The 18744-nt window shown below is 42.4% G+C and carries 8 protein-coding genes and 2 pseudogenes; 1 reads left to right on the top strand and 9 read right to left on the bottom strand.

Annotated elements, in window-relative coordinates; genetic code table 11:
* The 8 genes and pseudogenes from carB to BUB73_RS16065 all read right to left on the bottom strand — a co-directional run.
* A pseudogene (gene carB / locus BUB73_RS16100) lies at positions 1 to 1487 on the bottom strand (carbamoyl-phosphate synthase large subunit); the annotation flags it as partial.
* A gap of 160 nt (positions 1488 to 1647) precedes the next feature.
* A complete protein-coding gene (locus tag BUB73_RS16095; protein WP_073287414.1) occupies positions 1648 to 1950 on the bottom strand; it encodes a hypothetical protein in 303 nt (100 codons plus the stop codon).
* A complete protein-coding gene (locus BUB73_RS16090) occupies positions 1950 to 2348 on the bottom strand; it encodes a hypothetical protein (RefSeq protein ID WP_073287411.1) in 399 nt (132 codons plus the stop codon). The genes BUB73_RS16095 and BUB73_RS16090 overlap by 1 nt, the downstream gene beginning before the upstream one ends.
* A gap of 272 nt (positions 2349 to 2620) precedes the next feature.
* Positions 2621 to 2893, bottom strand: coding sequence for a hypothetical protein (locus BUB73_RS16085; protein ID WP_088659005.1), 273 nt, complete (start codon positions 2891 to 2893; stop codon positions 2621 to 2623).
* A gap of 309 nt (positions 2894 to 3202) precedes the next feature.
* Positions 3203 to 3418 (bottom strand): RHS repeat domain-containing protein, encoded by a 216-nt coding sequence (locus BUB73_RS18080; RefSeq protein WP_170932360.1) that lies wholly within the window; start codon positions 3416 to 3418, stop codon positions 3203 to 3205.
* Positions 3419 to 3423: 5 nt separating this feature from the next.
* A complete protein-coding gene (locus BUB73_RS16075) occupies positions 3424 to 4275 on the bottom strand; it encodes a hypothetical protein (RefSeq protein WP_139259254.1) in 852 nt (283 codons plus the stop codon).
* Complete coding sequence (locus tag BUB73_RS16070) at positions 4256 to 9160, bottom strand: RHS repeat domain-containing protein (RefSeq protein WP_073287399.1); 4905 nt, start codon at positions 9158 to 9160, stop codon at positions 4256 to 4258. Before BUB73_RS16070 ends, BUB73_RS16075 begins: the two co-directional genes overlap by 20 nt.
* Positions 9161 to 9172: 12 nt before the next feature.
* Positions 9173 to 16468 (bottom strand): cadherin-like beta sandwich domain-containing protein, encoded by a 7296-nt coding sequence (locus BUB73_RS16065; protein WP_088659006.1) that lies wholly within the window; start codon positions 16466 to 16468, stop codon positions 9173 to 9175.
* Positions 16469 to 16689: 221 nt separating this feature from the next.
* On the opposite strand from BUB73_RS16065, the gene BUB73_RS16060 reads away from it, so the two are divergent.
* On the top strand, positions 16690 to 17688 hold the full coding sequence (locus BUB73_RS16060; protein ID WP_073287392.1) for a toll/interleukin-1 receptor domain-containing protein: 999 nt from the start codon (positions 16690 to 16692) through the stop codon (positions 17686 to 17688).
* A gap of 735 nt (positions 17689 to 18423) precedes the next feature.
* Here the strand turns inward: BUB73_RS16060 and BUB73_RS16055 are convergent.
* Positions 18424 to 18744: pseudogene (locus BUB73_RS16055) on the bottom strand (carbamoyl phosphate synthase large subunit); the annotation flags it as partial.

Genomic DNA, 18744 nt, shown 5'->3' with positions numbered 1-18744 from the left:
AGCTGGTCCATCATCTTGCGGAACAGGTCGCGGTCTTCAGCGATATCGATGGAATCGATGCTGGTACCGAGAATCTTCACGCCTTCGTCGCTGAGTGCGCGGGCGATGTTCAGCGGAGTCTGGCCACCGAACTGCACGATAACGCCAGCGGGCTGTTCCTTCTTGTAAATCTGGAGAACGTCTTCGAGGGTAACCGGTTCGAAGTACAGCTTGTCGCTGGTATCGTAGTCGGTAGAAACGGTTTCCGGGTTGCAGTTCACCATGATGGTTTCGTAACCCATTTCGCGGAGAGCCATTGCAGCGTGGCAGCAGCAATAGTCGAATTCGATACCCTGGCCGATTCTGTTCGGGCCACCGCCGAGGATCATGATCTTCTTCGGGTTGTTGGTAGCGGTAGATTCGTCCTTGCAATTGTAGGTAGAATAGTAGTAGTACTGGTCCTTCACGCCGCTAACAGGCACTGCGCACCAGCCTTCAACCATGCCAAGCTCGATACGCTTTGCACGAACGTCCTTTTCACGGATGCCGAGGATCTTTGCAATGTACTTATCGCCGAAGCCGTCCTTCTTGGCCTGGATCAGGAGTTCGTCAGAAGGCATGCGACCCGGAGTCTTGAGCATCTTTTCTTCAAGTTCAACCAGTTCGCGCATCTGCTGCACGAAGTAAGCCTTTTCGTAAGTAGCTGCGAAAACTTCTTCGTCGGTTGCGCCCTTACGGATAGCTTCGTACATCTGGAAGTGACGTTCAGAAGAAGCGGTCTTCATCATGTCGAGAAGTTCTTCCTTGGTCTTCTTGTTAAAGTCCTTAGCAAAGCCAAGACCTGCACGGCCGTTTTCCAGACCGCGGATTGCCTTCTGGAGGGTTTCCTTATAGGTCTTACCGATAGCCATGACTTCGCCCACAGCCTTCATCTGGGTGCCCAGGCAGTCATCAACGCCGCGGAACTTTTCGAATGCCCAGCGAGCAAACTTCAGCACAACGTAGTCACCGCTCGGAGTATACTTTTCGAGGGTGCCGTCGCGCCAGTAGTCCATCTGGTCGAGGGTCATGCCTGCAGCGAGCTTTGCAGAAACGAGAGCGATGGGGAAACCGGTTGCCTTGGAAGCAAGAGCGGAAGAACGGGAGGTACGGGGGTTGATTTCGATAATCACCACGCGACCAGTCTTCGGGTCGTGTGCGAACTGAACGTTGGTACCGCCGATCACGCCGATAGCTTCAACAATCTTGAAAGCGTCGGTCTTCAGCTTTTCTTCAAGCTTCTTGTCGATGGTGAGGAACGGGGCTGCGCAGAAGGAGTCGCCAGTATGAACGCCCACCGGGTCAATGTTTTCGATGAAGCAGATAGCGATCATCTGGTTCTTGGAGTCGCGAACCACTTCGACTTCCAGTTCTTCCCAACCGAGAATGGATTCTTCGATGAAGCACTGGTGAGTCATCGAAAGTTCAAGACCGTTACCGCAAATGGTACGGAGTTCTTCGACGTTGTAGCAGAAGATTTATTCGGGCGTTCCCCACTGGCGTGGGTCGGGCTTTATTGCAAGGCCACCCGTGCGCACCTTCGGCACGCCCGCGCAGCTCTTGCAACGGCACCACAGTGCCGCCCCAAGGGGTCACTATCCCTAACGCAATTGAAATTGTAAATGTAGTCTACCTTTTTCCAACATTCACTTCAACATCTAGCTTAATATCATCATCATTATTATTTTTCAGCAACAACGAATAAGTTTTTCCGCCACCTGTTATGATTTGATCAAAAGATCTTGTATTTCTCTGTTTTACCTTTGATTTTTCCGTGAGATTTAGCGGTTCACCTCGGTCTCTTAAATTATCTAACAGGACTCTTTCGACAAGATATGCTGAAAAGTCTTTATCTGAAGAAACCTTAATTGTTTGAGATGCATTTGAAACGGGCAAATCAATTCTAGCGAATTTATTTTTACTGATAATCATTACGCCCTCCAAGATTCATCATGGTCATTAAAAGAAAAACCATCAGAAGAAGCTTTTGTCAATTGTTTTAACTTCTTTAAAAATGATTTTAAAAAGAGGAGAGGAAACAGCAATAACGCCCCTTTCCAATATTCGCTTATAAATTTGACAAAACCATAAATACGATTCAAGTAGAGTTCTTGATGAAGGCAAACGCCTCTTACAAGATAATACATAATTACAGCGAATACAATTAAAACAACTGTCGCTTCAAAAAATGTCGTTACATAAAAAAAGATTTTTCGAAGACCTTCAGATATCTTCTGAAAAAGAGATTTAGGTTGTTCATCCTGCAGTAATTGAATGGGAGAAGCAACATCTGCCGCTGAAATTAAATCATCTTGACTTTCATTTGCCATAATTAGCTCCTTTTTACAAAAAATATCTTATATTCCAAAAAATGTCAATAGATAAGTTCGGGAGTATTTTTCCTTATGTGGAATTTTTCCACTGATTTTTCACGATTCCAGCAGCGAGTCCGGGGCGGCTGCGTCGCTGTTCTCGCAGAGAAATCCTAACTCAAACAACTGCGTTTCTAAATCAGAAGATGTCTCCTGAAATTTCTGGGGCATTCTCCGCAAAGAAATGCTGGACATAGAGTTAATATAAGATAATTATTCGCAACTAAAATTTACTCTACTACAAATCCGTATTTCTTTTTCAATTTTATACGAGCTTCTTTTGTTGTTTTTTCAGGAGGTAATTTCGTAACAGCAAATTCTAAAGCTTCTTTTTTATTAGTAAAAAAACAATTTAAGGAAGCCATACACAACATTCCTTTTTCAAATTTGTAAAATGTCAGACCTCTTACCGGAACAACATCCAACTCATCAATATCATCCCAAGAGAAAAACATTTCTTTATCAAATAAAGATATTAAGAACAATTTCGTCTTTCTCTTCACTGTAATTCCTGAATTATCAAAAGTTATTTAAAAATTCGGAATAAATGAAAATACAACTATTCCAAAAACAACAAGCATTAAAACACACCAAAAAAAGAATTTGACAGATTCAATATTCATCCCGACATTGTACATATCAAAAAAGACCTAAGTACGCCACAAAATGGCAATCCAGCAAAAACAAAAAAAGGTATTATTGCATAAATAAACATAGGCATTTTAAAGAAAGATTTGTACCTCACCTCAATCATTTTCAATCACTCCATACTATCTAAAATTTTATTTCCAATAAAACTCATTACAGAAGCCTCAGCTGTTATACCCAATGACAGTAGAATGGTTCCAGCAACAGTTGGAGGATTGGCAGTTAACAAAACTCCTGCTAAAATTGCACCAACAGTTGTTGTGAGATCCCTCGTGTTTGACAGTCAATCGTCCAAGTTCGTCGTAATGGTAACTCGAATTCCTTGTGCCGGACATTTCTGTCAGGCGACCTAGATTGTCATAGACGATTGGAAACGGCATAATAATCATTCAACAATATGCCAGTCACCATTTTTTCGAGTTATTTTATAAATCTTGTATTGAGATTTTAACGTTTTCATGTTTTCCGTTTTGTAAATACGCCCCCATCGGTCAACAATATCCATTTTACCAAAATCGTTAAAATCAACAATAACATCCATTGTGTCGCAACCATGCCCAGTATGCTTCATTCTACAAACATTTTTTGCATTACGTCTGTAAAATTCCGCTCCATATTCATTTTTTGCATACTTATTATTTTTTTTTGAAAATAGCTTGTCACATCTCCCGGCTCCCAGAAATGCAATTGGATGTTCATCTTTTTTCCAAATCAATTTAGAGATCAATTTTATATCCGTCAAATCCATTCCTTCTGGATATAGAATTTCTCCATAACTTACAAACTTGTAAGTTCTTAATTCCCATTCTTTTTCATCACATTCTTTATTATCTAGGTTATAGGAATTTATATCAAAAAACCATTCAAAATCATCATTCAAATTTTTGTCAGTCAATGTAATCTCGTCAAATTTATCACCTTCTTCATCAAACAATTGTATTTCGATGTTATGCCATCCACCAAGCGGTCTCGCAATTAAAGTTCTTAAAGACTTATCGCCATCAAGTAATTCAATTGTCAACCGACCAACCTTGATGCTTTCTTTCAGTTGTATTTCTTTATTAGAAAACGAAATTAGTGTATCCTTAGAACTCCCTGAATTCTCTATTTTCACCGTAATATTTGACCTGGCATCAAACGTTCCTTTTATAATAAGATAGCGTTCAAAGCTACACCCATAAAAAGAACATAAGAACAATACTATCGGCACTCCAAAATTAGTAACTCGTTTTACCATATTTTTCCGCCTCATACTCATAAGTACCTTCAGTACTATAACTTTCTTTATTCCCAATTGTCATATAATCATAGACCGTTCTCGCATAAAACTGAAGAGTTCCATCTCGAACTTGTTGCATATAATGAATGCCCTCATGTACGCTAACATTTTCTTCACCCATAACAAGAAGATTCCTTCCCAAAGTTATTCCAGATGATCTTAACACATTTTTTTGAATCCATCCCCACGCACCCCCACTTCTTCTTACAGAACCATAAGGTCCTATAATAAGGTTATGTTTATCCGCATACTCCGCTTCTTTTTTCAGTTTGTCACTTTTTGGAACAGCATATCCAAAGGCCCCTATTTTTACAAGCGCACCAACACTTCCACTTATCCCTCCTAACAACGCTCCCTGTACCGCCGCATCATTATTCCAAGCACCGTTCCTCATTAGGCTCCCTAAGCCACCTCCAAGATAGCCTAAGGCCGCGCTACGGACTCCAGAATATGCTGTTTCTGCTAATACATTTTTCACGATTCCTTCCCCCAATACGGGTTGGTATCCAGGAATAGCCCCACCTAAAAGACCTCCTAGTGCAGCGCCACCAAAGCCACTCCAAGAATAGCCTCCGTCATTCATCCATCCTGTAGCAGCATATTGGAGAGAGCTCTCTACTGTACTCCAGAACATATTGTTAAAAATTGCATAACTATAGGAAGCTGCATTTGCGGTTTCGGCACCAGCACTAGCAATCATAGCGCCCCCTTCAGCAGCCACCGAAGCCGTTCCAGAAATACCACTAGCCACAGCAGCAACGCCTCCACTAATTGCTCCAGAGATTGCCCCAACTGCAGCTCCTTTTAAAGTTCCTTGAGCCACGGCTCTACCACAGCTAACTTCACTTGCACCGCTACAATTAACGGCAGACACAGAGGCTCCTATCGCAGCACCTACAGCAGCTCCAATCGCAATCGCTGCTGTCAAACTTTCTCCGTTCGGGTCAATGTAGTTTATCGGGTCGCCACCGTAAGTATAGGGGTTCGCAAACTGTCCTGCAGGGTCCGGCGTAAGCCATAGTCCAAAGAGCGGGTCGTAGAATCTGGCCCCGAAGTAATACTTGTTTATGTCGGAATCAAATTCCTTGGACTGCCAGCGTCTTGAATCTTCGGCATTGTCGTGTGCCAGGTCAATTAGCGTTCCGTATGGGTAATAGGCGTATGCACTCTGGACTCCAGATGTATTTGCATAGCCCCTTATATTGCCCTGAGCATCTGTCACAGGGAAATAGGCCGAACCATCTTTACGATAGCCTCCAGCAATCAGGTCCTGCCGAACTAGGGAATAAGGCATTCCCAAGCCATCCCGATGGTAGACACCGACTCCACTTAGAGTCGCATCCCCATAATTCGAACTTCCACTATTATAATTAAAATACACTCGCTGTCCATTTTCATCATAGGCCATATATATTCGGCCCAATTCAGAGGACGCGTAATTTTCCAAATTATCTTGTGTTATTCCAGCAGGAACTTCAGGATACAAGCGGACACATTCAGGCAGAGCCCTTGTATCAAGTTCATACGCCGAACTTGCATAACGGTCTAGCCATACATTTCCGGCTGCATCATAGGAATAGTACTCAAACGGAGTATAACTCCTACCCGAAATTGTCATGCCATAAGGTCTATAGTAGCCCTGATGGTTCTGAGAACCATAGTAATACCCTACAGCTTGGGAACCTTCGTGTTTGACAGTCAATCGTCCAAGTTCGTCGTAACTATAACTTGCATTTCTAGTTCCGGACATTTCCGTCAGACGGCCCAGATAGTCATAGGTATAGCCAGCATTTTCTACAACTCGGCCTACAGTTCCCGCATCAGCCCACACTCTTGCCACGGTTGACTGTCGCACAGACAAGGGATTTTCATACGATATGTTTTCAGAATAAAGCTCCGTAGAGCCGTTCCTATAGTCTAGTACAACGGGTCTTCCGTATACATCGCGCCGAACGGTTTTTGCAAACACCTCAGTCCCCGCATCGTAATAATGTTTGGATACAACATTCCCATTTGCACTGTACGTATAGCTAGCCAACATAGAATTGCCTTCACGTGTTTCAACGAGGCGTCCCTTGTTGTCATAAGTTCTAGTCCTTGTTGACTTTTGCGTCCAACCGCTTCCAGCCCATTCCGAATAGGTCGAAGAAGCCAGTTCGTCGGACAAGTTATAGACATAGGACAATTGTACCGCTGGGACATCATCAAACAGATAGACGACCCACTGTCTTGACATGCGCCCAATGCGGTCATAGGACTTCATTTTTATGGATACCGGATTACCTTCACCGTTGTAGGCAATGATAGCCCCAACATCATAATCGCGTATTCCGTCCATCTGAGACAGAATGTTTCCAAGCAGCGAGCTGTTCAGGTTTACCCCGTATAGGGTCAATGTATCGGATGTCGGCTTTCCGTAAACTGTGCGGACTATGGGAGTAAGAGCTGCGGAAGCAATCGCCGTATTTGGGGCAGCAAAGTCATGACCGCCATGTACTTCGCCGATTGCGACAACACGCCCTTCGCCGTCATATACATTCGCCATAAAGTAGTTGTTTCCCAAAGCCTTCTGGCGAGCGTTTCTCGTAAACCTTAAATTTCCCAGGGAATCATAGGCATATTCCACCAGGCCACGGTCATTGGATTTTTTCGAGAGCAGGCGACCCATGGCATCATAGTCCATCGTATCCGCAAATGCAGGGAAATCCCTAAGATACGACCGAATCAACCTGTCATAGCCGTCATACTCGTTCATGACAACAAGTTCATTCTCGCCATCGTATGTCCACGTCGATACAGTCCTGTTTTTCTCGTCCGTTACACTTTGCGTATAACGTCCTTCAGCATCGCGGGATATCGTCAAATGCTTTCCACCTGGGTTCTTGATTCTTTTCCTGAAATTATCCGATATATCTCCTTCGTTCAAATAATTCAAATGCAAAAAGTCTGTCTCAACAGAAGCCGGCAAACCGTATGCTTCCTGGACCTGTTGCTGAAATTCAAAAGAACGCCTCGCTATACCGGCATTCCTTCCAAACGACCCAGATTCATTTCCGTAACGCGGTTCGAATTCAGTAAAGGCATTGCTCTCTGCATTCGGTTTGTCCGTTGAATCGGTTCCGTCGTAGTAATTGTTCGCGGCAACCACACAGGCTTCGCAAGCCATATCCATATACACGAAAGTTGTCGTGTCGAGTACAAACGACATCGGTTCATACTTCGTCTTTCCGAGAGCATCGCTATATACGGCAGATACGATATACTTTCCGTTAGAAAGAGAATCCTGCGTCTGCACTGTTGTTCCAAATGCATCCTTAAAAACCGCAGATGTAAACTTTCTTGCATTTGGCTGATTGATGGGGTCAAGATAGGTGTCTGTTTTTACCATTTCCGGGACGACATCAAGCGTTCTTGCCTCGCAAGGTGCAAATTTGATGATCACATTCACATTTTCATGCATCGCCGTGATGTCAAAATCAATTTTTGAATACGGTCTGTCTCCATAAGCCTTGAAAAGTTTTACATATTCATTTGAGTCCCTCGCAGCATTAAATGACTGATTCATGGAAGGCATTTTCGAAATAATTTCACCATTAAGAACAATGATTTTTCCATTCACCGTAATCCGTTCTATAGACGAGCCAGCCTTGCTTGTTATTGATGCGGAAACTTTTTCGCCGTTATACAGATTAAACGGAGAAGTGCCCGAAGGGGTGTTCATTGATACACGGCCACTTCCCGTAATTGAAAATGTCAATTGATAAGGTTTAGGTGGCAGAAACTGGATTGACGGAAGCTGCTTTAGATTATAGACAATCCGACCTATTCTAAATGCCATATTCTGGTTTTGTGGATAAGCCAGCTGAAACTTGAAAGCGGGAGCAGATCTGGTTACATAAGGCGATGTATAGAAAGGTCCCCCCCACTGATTGGTATAATCATCTGGAGTAAATACTTTCATTATCTGGTTCATCTTCATGGATGGATATCCAGCATAGACAGTTCCCTGAAATTCGTCAAAAAACCAAATACAGAGACTATCGTCAACATCGACCGGATCAAGCATCTTAACTTCTATATTGCGGATTCCGCCAACTACAGGATACTCTCTAGAATAATCATAAGCAAGGAGTCCTCCTGCCTGCGAAGATGTTCCCATATTTACTAAAAGACCATCTCCCGTCCCGTTTGGTTCAGTAATAGAGACCCCGGCCCCGTTAAATGATTTCGCTATCCACCCAGGTCTCAAACCATTCGGCCCATAAATATCCATTCTGGTTACTTGTTTCTTCTCCGGACGCGTTTTTACAGTTCCGTTATACAAGATCGGAAGCATCCAATTAAGCAATTCCGGTTTGGCGTGAGCAACATCGTTTTGCCATAGCTGAACCTGAATTTCGCCGTCTATAAAGAAAGTGGACTGGACCGAATAGTATTTCCCCCTATACAGAAACGGCCCCATTTCTACAATGGTAAGATAGTTCGAATTTGCATCAACAAAAGACTTCCATTTAAATGAGCTACCCATGTCGACTTCGACAGAGACCGGTTGTAAATACGGTTCAATATCCCTATCAAGACCATTAGTCAAATTTCCGAAAGAAATACGGCCATCGGCAAAAATGGTAAGATTCGAATATGTTCGCGACATATACGTAAATTGATTTGCGTCAGGAAGGCTGAGGACAGTCCCGTTCACCGAAAAAGTCATAATTTCCGCATCCGACATGTCAATCCAACTGGGAAGCGCTCTGTGAATTTTGCCATCGCTATATCGCTGGGCTATGACATCCGCAAAGGAAAAACCGACTATCAGGAATAGAAGAATTAGTATCTTTTTCATTTTTTTTCACTCCTATTCAATTACGGCATCCGCCTGTACATATAGATTTTTAGCCCAAATCAAACCTTCCCACCTAGATTGAGTAGCAAGGCTCACGGATGCGAACGGAGCGACAAGAATGGACGCAAAATCAGAATAGACACCGAAATACATAAAGTCGGTAGTATTCGTATAAAGGAATACATTTTCCGCTCCTCCAGGAGAATTATAGAGACCCACACGGTCAGCAATGCTGATGCCATTTTGCACCCACAGCCGAACAGGGCCATCAAAGTACACCCTGGCATCAGGTTCTACGACAAAGGAGTCGAAATAATATTCACCTTCCTCAAAATGTATTTCCGAATTTGCATAGGCATGGAAATCCTTATATGCTCCAAAAGATATCGTTGCCGAATCATTCACACCGACTATGAAATCTGTTATTCCCGTAACGAAATAATTTACAGGAATGTCTGCAATATGAACATCCCTATGTTCAATTCGCCCATGAGAGGCTCCATCCTGCATATATAGATTTCCACCTAAGGTAATATCCTCGACATTTGAATTGGACCGTAACAAGACATCCCCTTCAACAGTCATCTGTGCAAGAATATTCGCTCCTGCACAGACCTCGACCGTTTCTCCAACAACTTCATCAGCAGAAATCGAAGCACGGTCATAAAGGGCCATGTATCCTGTAGCATAGACCTTGTGCCCTAACAAATTCCTATACGGTAAAGGAATATTCTCATTTTCGTCGACTCCGCTGTCATCGTCATCATTTTCATTCTTGTTCTCGGCAATGTTGTCATCCTCAACGAAAATAACCTGCTTATTTCCATACTCATCTTCCAAGAACAAAGTATCCATCGATGTCTTAGAGAAATCCAATTCAATACAGGTGCTGCGAAAATATGCAGTTCCCTTGAACCACAGATGAACGCCGAACGGGAACTGAATACAGAATTTACGATGCGAGCCATCCCCCCTGCTGACATATAGAGCCGTATCCAAAGCTACGCCGACAGGAATCAAATCGCTGTTGGTGCTGACACTATATTGCAATGTTTTATTCGATGAATCCGCAGTCGGGTATTCCCTAAACAGATTTATCGTATAAGTCAAAGATACGCCGTTAGCACCGATGACATTTATTTCTATGCGGTTCTCTCCCGGTTCCAAATGAATTTCACTTGTCAAATCCTGGAAGTTATATCCGGGAGAAAATATTGAACCGACCCACGATATCAGTGCACCAAAGAAATTGACACCCTCATAGGAAACCTGGTTCCCGTTATGAAGCACCTGCACTGAAGCTACATCCAGCGGTTCCATCAAGGCGGGTGATATTTCAATGACAGAGTCATCCGACAATACCTTGGCCGAATAATTTAAAATGTATTGACGGAATTCGGACGAAATTGTTGTCACGGCACCCGTAACCTGAATTCCAGAAAGAGTTATATCAACGTCATCCGCCGATACATACTTCATTGGAACAATATGCTTTCTGCGACTTTTCGTTTCTTTATCCGATGCCCGTACAACAACAGCGGGGGTTCCATTTGAGCCAAAAGCCAAGCTGGCCGAATTCACCGTTTTATTTGACTTAATGAAAGCAGGGATACCAACGGAAAGCCATCGTGAATCTCGATAACTTACAAGAGTGAGTCCATCTTCGTTTTGACTATTCGCAAACAAGACATAAGGGATTCCATTCCGAACAGCAAAATCAAACGGAGCATCACTTTCTAAATAAGCAATAATCCGGCGTTCCTGTTCAACGGGTAATCCCGCAGAATTTACAATAGAAGCATCCTCGTAGGGAGTAAACTGGAGTCTATGTTCGGGAATACCATCTTCATCTTCCGTGTCGACAAATTCACCCCTAAAAACAGTAATAGCGGTCTTGCCAGTATTACCCACAGAAAGATTGTAAGCCACAGCAAGGTAGATGTAATCCGCATCGCCAACAATCTTAAACTGCTTCACCATTGTAAGAGGGATTGAATCGTCTACAAAAACAAAGTCTCCTAGATAATTCGGGAGCATGTCGTTGGATGCAGAATCCTTTGTAAGAGTTGGACCCGCCCATATGCTTCCTGATCCAGGCAGTCCAGATTCCGAAGAATCAAAAAGCCTCTTTATAATCAAGAATTTGGGAGAAGAAACGCTGTCTCCATGTGCGGCAATTACATCATCCTTATATAGTTCAAAATAGGGATTTCCAGCAACATACGCCACATAGAGTTTTCCGCCAGGACCTGTTGTCAAATCAACGCCAAACACATCGCCATTCTCTATAATACCCGGTACAACAGATGGAGACGCATCAAAATCTTGCCCAAACACCGTATAGCCACCTATAGGCATCCATACTTTGTTTATAAAGCAACTGGAAGCAAGTACCGAAGGCGTTGTGCTATCATGGGCAGCTGTCTTTACATAGGCCGCACAAACATTGCCAGTTGAATTCGCCGACATAGCAAAATCAAGCCCGTATACGGAGGCATCAAAAATGTAACCATTGTTGGTCCATGTTTCTGAATTGCCAGAGAACAGTTCTGCATTTTCGTTGCTAGTAGAATCAACCATCAGGATTCGCGGCATTGAAAGCAAATAGCTGTTTCCACCAGACGTTGTTCCCGACAGAGCTTTAGACTTTTGCAAAGTTACCAGATTTTCAATCCATGCATTTCCACTAAAATCAGCCGTATAGACTCCATCTGGTGCAGAATAGACTATTTTCGAAGAATCGCCCCTATTTATAAACAGTGGCATTTCTGCCTTTCTCAAGACATTTCCATAGCCAACCCACCCGGAAGAGGCTTTCTGAATATGCACAGTATAAATCCCGACACTGTCCGCCCCGACATCTATTTCCAATGTATATGAGGTATTGTCATCAAATGTAGCATACAAACCATCGGTAGCAGAGCAACAGTCGTAATGCCATCCAGCCGAAGCAGACTCTCCGTCCGCATAAAGACGATAACGGACTGCATCTTCCGAATTCTTTGGTTCCCAAGAAATAACTACATCCTCCTTGTTTCCGGCCAATACATATTGCAAGTTTCGATTAGTCGAAGACTGCAGAATCGGTTTGGAATCAAAAGATAAAGACGCCAAGTCATCTGAACCAAGAGAAGGATCGCTACATCTTGCATCGATGAAATCATTTTCGCTTACAAGCCGTAGACTACCGGAAACATCTTCACCAAAAGTCTTTTTGATCCGTCCGTTTTCATCCAGCGTAATATGCTTACCAACACCTCGATCATCAACTTCGGCAACAGGCATCCCGAAGTGTACATCATAGTATTTGACCATGGCTGCAGCACCAGCGGGAATCATCCGGATATCCTGCACACGAGTATTTCCCGTACTAGACAAGGAAACATTCAGTAATCCCGAGTTCACCTCACCTTCCCATTCGACATAATGCCATTTACCGGCAGCATTCCTATCCAATGCCCAGTTGTTTTTTTGCATTCCGTTAAGAGTCAATGTAATCGTTGCAGATGTATTGTCTGCATTTTGGATCCATGCAGAAAAACGATATTTGCCTTGCCTTGCCTGCTTGACGACACCTGAAAAGCCATATCTCAAATCCATCACGACTTTTGAAAAGCGACCATTAGACGCACCTTCGCCATCGGTCGCTCTTCCTTGTAAAGGCAACAAGTGACATTCACTAGTCACTTCCATGCCATTTTCGTCACAACGATCACCAGGAACAACAAGAATTTCATCAAATCCGGCATTTTGCACCACGGCACGTTCAAAAGCAATTGAGTCATCATCAACAACCCTTGCAGTCTTGTTTCCGAGTGCATCAGTTTTTTCTACTGCAAAACCGTTCAAAAACTTTGATACAGCAGAATTCTTTTTCCATATACCACTTGGGTTTTCATTAAGCGCCCAAGGAATTCCTTGGAAAGAATTGCCATTTACAAGGCTATCAGGATTATAAATCCATTCCTCAACAAGGTGAGGCGTTCCCACGGAATCATTAGCAGTTGCATAACGTGCGGCAGTTGATTCAACCACCTTACCTGTAGAACAATTCGGTTTACATGAATATGACAACAATGGATTATGCAAATGATTCACACTTCGTTCAAAAGCATATTCTTCCGCCGAATATCTGAGAACCTGCTCATTAGAGATATCATTCGAACCGTTTTCAAAAAACAATTTTCTTGAGGGCAGTCCATTAAGCGCAATATTATACTCTATCGAATCCTTACTCTTGACTCCCTTGATATACGTTTCAACAGAACTGACCGCATCAACATGCAACAAATTCGGCCAATTTGAATTATGGTAACGAGTATACTTGGAAATTGAACTTTTTTCAACAACTTCCCCCACATAGGTTCTTTCAGCGCAAATTTTTCCCAGTCCAAGCCCGACATCACCATAATCAATTGGGCACAATTCTCGTTCAATCATCCCTGAATTATCTGGTAATTCAACGCGAACTGTCGTTATTAAAGGTGTATTATTTACATAGTCAAAGGCAACATCCGGAGCATTGTCAAAATTATAAACATACTTGTAAGAAAATTTCTTATCTACAATAGGGTCATGCACAGTTTTCTGTCCAACAAGCAGAACCCCCTTATTCTTTACGAAGGAATCATTTTTCTTATAGTAGATTGTCGTTGTCCCTGCTTCCGCTGTTCCGGCTGATCCTTCAACAGCAAAGAAATCACCTATTGTATAGGACTCGTCAAAGACTTCGACCGTTGTCGGTCTCTGTCCGCTAGGGTTTCGGATATCCTCAAAGTGACTCCAATTTATATCAAGTTGTTCTTCGTTCCATTTTACGCCGTCCCACAGAAAAGCCTTGTTTGATCGTTTCTCTATATACCAATTCAAGCCAACAACCAAATGTTTTTCACTTTTGGAATCATCAGTATTTACTTCACCATATCTTATCCACCCACCATCATTTTGCCGCTCAAACAATTCAATATTTGCACCGGGGTGGGTTTCACTCCACACTCTCACATATTTACACTTCCACTTTACACCCCAACGCTTAAATTTCGGCCAACAAAAATAGGGTATTTCAATAATGTTGTCTACTTTGGGTCTTCTTGTCACAAAGAAATTGCTACTCCCAACAGCATCCCATTCCGCCTCTTCCAAAAGGTCAAAATCATCATGATGAACCATATTCCTATTTTCAAAAGGAATCCGCCAGGATTCACCATCCCAATCAAATAAAGTCAAGTCATCGTTGTCATTGTGTCGCATAGCGACATAATTATAGCCTACAGCCTGCGCCCTCGGAACACCCAGAACCCCATGAACATCATAGTTAAGCAATTTTGTCCAACCACTACCATTCCAATGATACGCTTCTGCTCGTTGCCCCCAAAGGCCAGTGGACTCCACGGCACCAAACAAGTAACCGTTTCCCCAATAGTAACGATTATCGTCGTCCAAATCATCATTATCATAGGTTTTTTGAACAGAAATTCCGGATGCATCGTACTTAAAAGAAAAAATTCTTACCCGGTAGTTGTTTCCCCAATCTGTACCTATATAAGAAACAGCAATGTGATTTTCCGACGGATAAATCTGAAGGAACTGATTATCCATACTCCCTTCATCAGCAGAAAGAGTATCTATTACAAAAGTATTTCCCCATAGAGTCCAAGGAACTGTGAGCGTCAAGGTTGATTTAGTTGAAGACAGGTTGCCCTTTACTATATAATTGGGACCTGTAAGCACCAATTCCTTATCACCATCATCATGAACATAAGGCTTCACTTGCCACGAAGCACCATCCCATACAACAGGATACATATCGTAACTATCGCCATCACCTGTTACATAGGCGAACCAGTTGTTTTTCTCCGTAATAAAATACCCTTTGTCATGATACGGCAGTGAACTTAATTCCTTTCGTATATTCCAGGCGCCGTTTCGCCAATAATAAACAACAACTTTTTTCTCATTCTTGTCGATACCTAACAAATAGGGCGTTCCGTCCTCCAAGTAACCTAACGACACGTTGACGACAGGCAATTTTTCCGAGTGAATAGTCAACGGTTGTTTATCTATGGCCTGATAGACATAATCAAATGATACTTTTCCGCAGTTCGCCCCTTGAATTTCCTTCATCATGCCTAACGCGTAGGAATCATTCAAATACGCTTTATACACATTATCGTAGTATTCATATGATTCTCGCTTCGTTTCCTTTCCGACGCCATTCGCCCACACTATTCGAGTCAATAAACGCTTGGTGTATTTTTTATTTTCGTCGGCGTCTAGACTTGGAGAAACTTTCAAGGCTTCATAACAGAAGCCTACCGTTTGCAGAATTTCGCCATCCATTCCATAAAGTTCGACCTTAGACAAGAATTTTCGTTCCAGGGGGTCCACAAACGCATCAATTTCATCATCAGCAGAAAGTTCTTCTTTTCCGATAGCATCAACCACTTCACCTTCAAAATCACCTTCATTTTTATCCGAAAGAACAAACTTTACATAAGAACCCATCGAGGAACGAACCTCTTTTAAGTATGTTTCTTTTGTATATCTGTTTTGAGAAGTCCAGGAACCATGCTTTATTTTTTCCTGAAACTGGCAATAAGAATATGTTAAAGAATTATTTTTCCAATCATAAATCTTAGCTAGACTCCAAGAAACGGGATAAGGGACATCGTTTCCATCGATAGACTCACCCGTATGCCCAAATGCAGGAAAACCTAGCTCATATGCAGTCGCCCCTTGCGCACTACAAGCAGTATCTAAAGTATTAGACATGCAATAAGACATATCACCATACTGGTATTTATTGCCCGAATCATCCGTCAAAATCCATCCCACGACAATCTCAAAGGTTTTTCCACTCAAAACTTTCATTTCAGTTCGTCTTTCTACTAACCAATACGGCAGGCTCTCAATCCACCATCGATTTCCCTCATAAATCAACTTATAACGAATCCCCTCTGCTGTTACTAGGTAATAAAAATCATCCAAAAGGCTCATCGAATGGTTGTTTTCGCTAACGATTTTAGCAAAACCCATAGACCAACCTAAACCGACCCAGCTAGTCGGACTCAAGTCATTTCGATTTTTTACACTCTGAGAAACATTACCCGAATAATTCAAAGCAAAAGAAGTAGAAACACTTCCCGCTGACAAAGTTGCAATAGGAACGCCAAAGTTAACTGTACCTGACAGCGGATTTATTCCTCCATCAGGAGACATATATTTATTGAACGCATCGCCCGTTTCCATAGATTGGGAAAGAGCTACAGAACAAGCGATGAATAAAATTTGCAAGATTTTCGAAAGCATAAAATAAATATAATTTATAAAGGAGCCTGAAACAGATTTTTTTGACAATTTACACGGAAAAAGGATGTATATTAATGCAGTCAATTAATAAATGTGGTTTATTTAGAAAAGATAAATTCAGAATTTGTTGTTCCTTCGACCGTTGCGACCTCGAAAAAGACAACGAAATCGTTAGTACCTTATTTTTTCCAAGAAAAAAAATTAAATAGAAGATTATAAAAATGAAAAATACAAATAACGTGAAGAAACCAACAATTTTTGTAACCTATAATTGGAATGACGCCTCTGATTTGTTTATTCTAAACTTAAAAAGCAATTTAAAGGGTGTTGAAATGAAATATGACAAGGTTGAAATTGATTGTTGGGATTCTATTACAAATTTTATGAACACCATTGGACAAGAAGATTTTGTCGTCCAAATTTTGTCGGATAAATATTTAAAGTCCGCAAATTGTCTTTATGAAGTAATGCAATTGATGAATAGCCCGAATTGGACGGAAAAAACAATGACTGTGGTAATGAATGATGCTACAGATATTTATGATCCTATAAAAAGGCTTGAATATATTCAGTATTGGAGTGATGAAACGGAAAAATACAGGAATCAATTAAGTTCTTTGCCTGATTCTGCAACAGTTGATGTAAAAGAAGTGCTGTTGAAATACGAGGCTATAAGAGATAATATTGGTAAATTTTTAATGATTGCAGCAGATCGATCTAATCCAAAAGTTTTGGATGCGGTTGATGCAATAAAGAAAAAAATAAAACCTGTCCAAAAGAAGAAAAAAAAATCAAATAAGAATCAGACGATTTCAGCAAAGACAAAATCTCTACTTACATCATTATGGGCAAAAATAGTTCCGTTGTATCGAGAAATTTCTACGATAATGATAATTAAACATGATCCTCAGAGATTAGAAGCTATCAAACAGTATCGAAATGAAGCTGATGCTCTAAAAACTGCTTTTGATGTGATTAAACCTCAGCTAAAGAAAGATGTGCGCGACAAAATTCAAAATTTTATTGCGACAATCAAAGATTTCTATGATGCTGCAGTTTGGGTTTGTTCCTTGGAGAAAACATCCAAAACTTTGCAAGGCGCCCCTTTGATTCGTTATACGAGCGCAATCATGGATACATCCAGCAAAATGGAACAAATGTCAAAATTTATTGATGGATATTATTTAAAATTTGAAAACTGCATTTGTGGAAATGATTGATATGCTCAAATTGAAACTCAATTTTTCTAAATACAATGAGTTGATTAACGATATTGAATTTTTGTAAAAAAGCCACAGTTTCATTTTCTCTATAAAGCCCGGGCGTTGCGGGTGCGGCGTCTGAGCACCCGCTCGAAGGGGTGGTGAGCAACGAAGTGCGAACCAGGGGAAGGCTTTCCCCTATATACACAAAAAAGACCGCAGCATTTTATTGCTACGATCTTTAATGTTCCGGATCCTTCGACTTCACGCCTTACGGCGTTACGCTCAGGATGACACGCTAAAGAAAGGCGCTGAGCCCGCCGAAGCACCGCAGCACCTCGGCTTTGCTCGGTGAACTTACACGTCCTCAATGGAAGCGTGATATTGACGCCTTCTCCACAAAGTGGATAACTCAACTAAGCCTCTAAAGAGGCTAGTTTCGTATAGGCGTCAGCTGCTTCGCCTCAGCCATGCCAGAGAGCAAGCTCTCTGTCGCGGAATTGACGCTTACGCGTCATGCTGGCGGCTCAGCAATAATTACGCAAGCATAATTACTGCATTCGCCTTTGGGCATACTCGGCTTGCACGCTACTCCTGCAAGCTCTTCACTTCGCCCTTGCCGGCCTTGGCGGCTGACAGGCGCACAGAAGCGAGTGTTGCAAAAAAGGCAAGCCCTTAGGCTTGCCTTTTTTATAACCGAGCTGAAGTCGCGGAAGCGGTTGCGTCCGCACACTAACAGTGTGCTCCTGTCAGCTACACTTCTTCAATAGAAGCGTGGTATTCCTGAAGGCTCTTTACAGCTCCCTTACCGGACTTAGCAGCGGCGATGCCCTTGACGGTGTCGAGAGCGGCGGCGAGAGTGGTGATGTAAGGAGTCTTGTACTTGATGGCAGCCTTACGGATGGCGGATTCATCGGCAACAGCGTCGCGGCGAGCCCACGGGGTGTTGATGATGAGGTTCACCTGCTTGTTCAGGATAACATCCAGAACGTTGGGGCGGCCTTCGGCGATCTTGTTCACCACTTCGCACTTGACGCCAGCCTTTTCGTAGAACTTGGCAGTGCCTTCGGTTGC

The sequence above is a fragment of the Fibrobacter sp. UWH6 genome, from assembly GCF_900142465.1.
GTDB lineage: Bacteria > Fibrobacterota > Fibrobacteria > Fibrobacterales > Fibrobacteraceae > Fibrobacter.
Note: the sequence above shows the minus strand (reverse complement) of the source record. Positions and strands in the feature narration are given on the sequence as shown.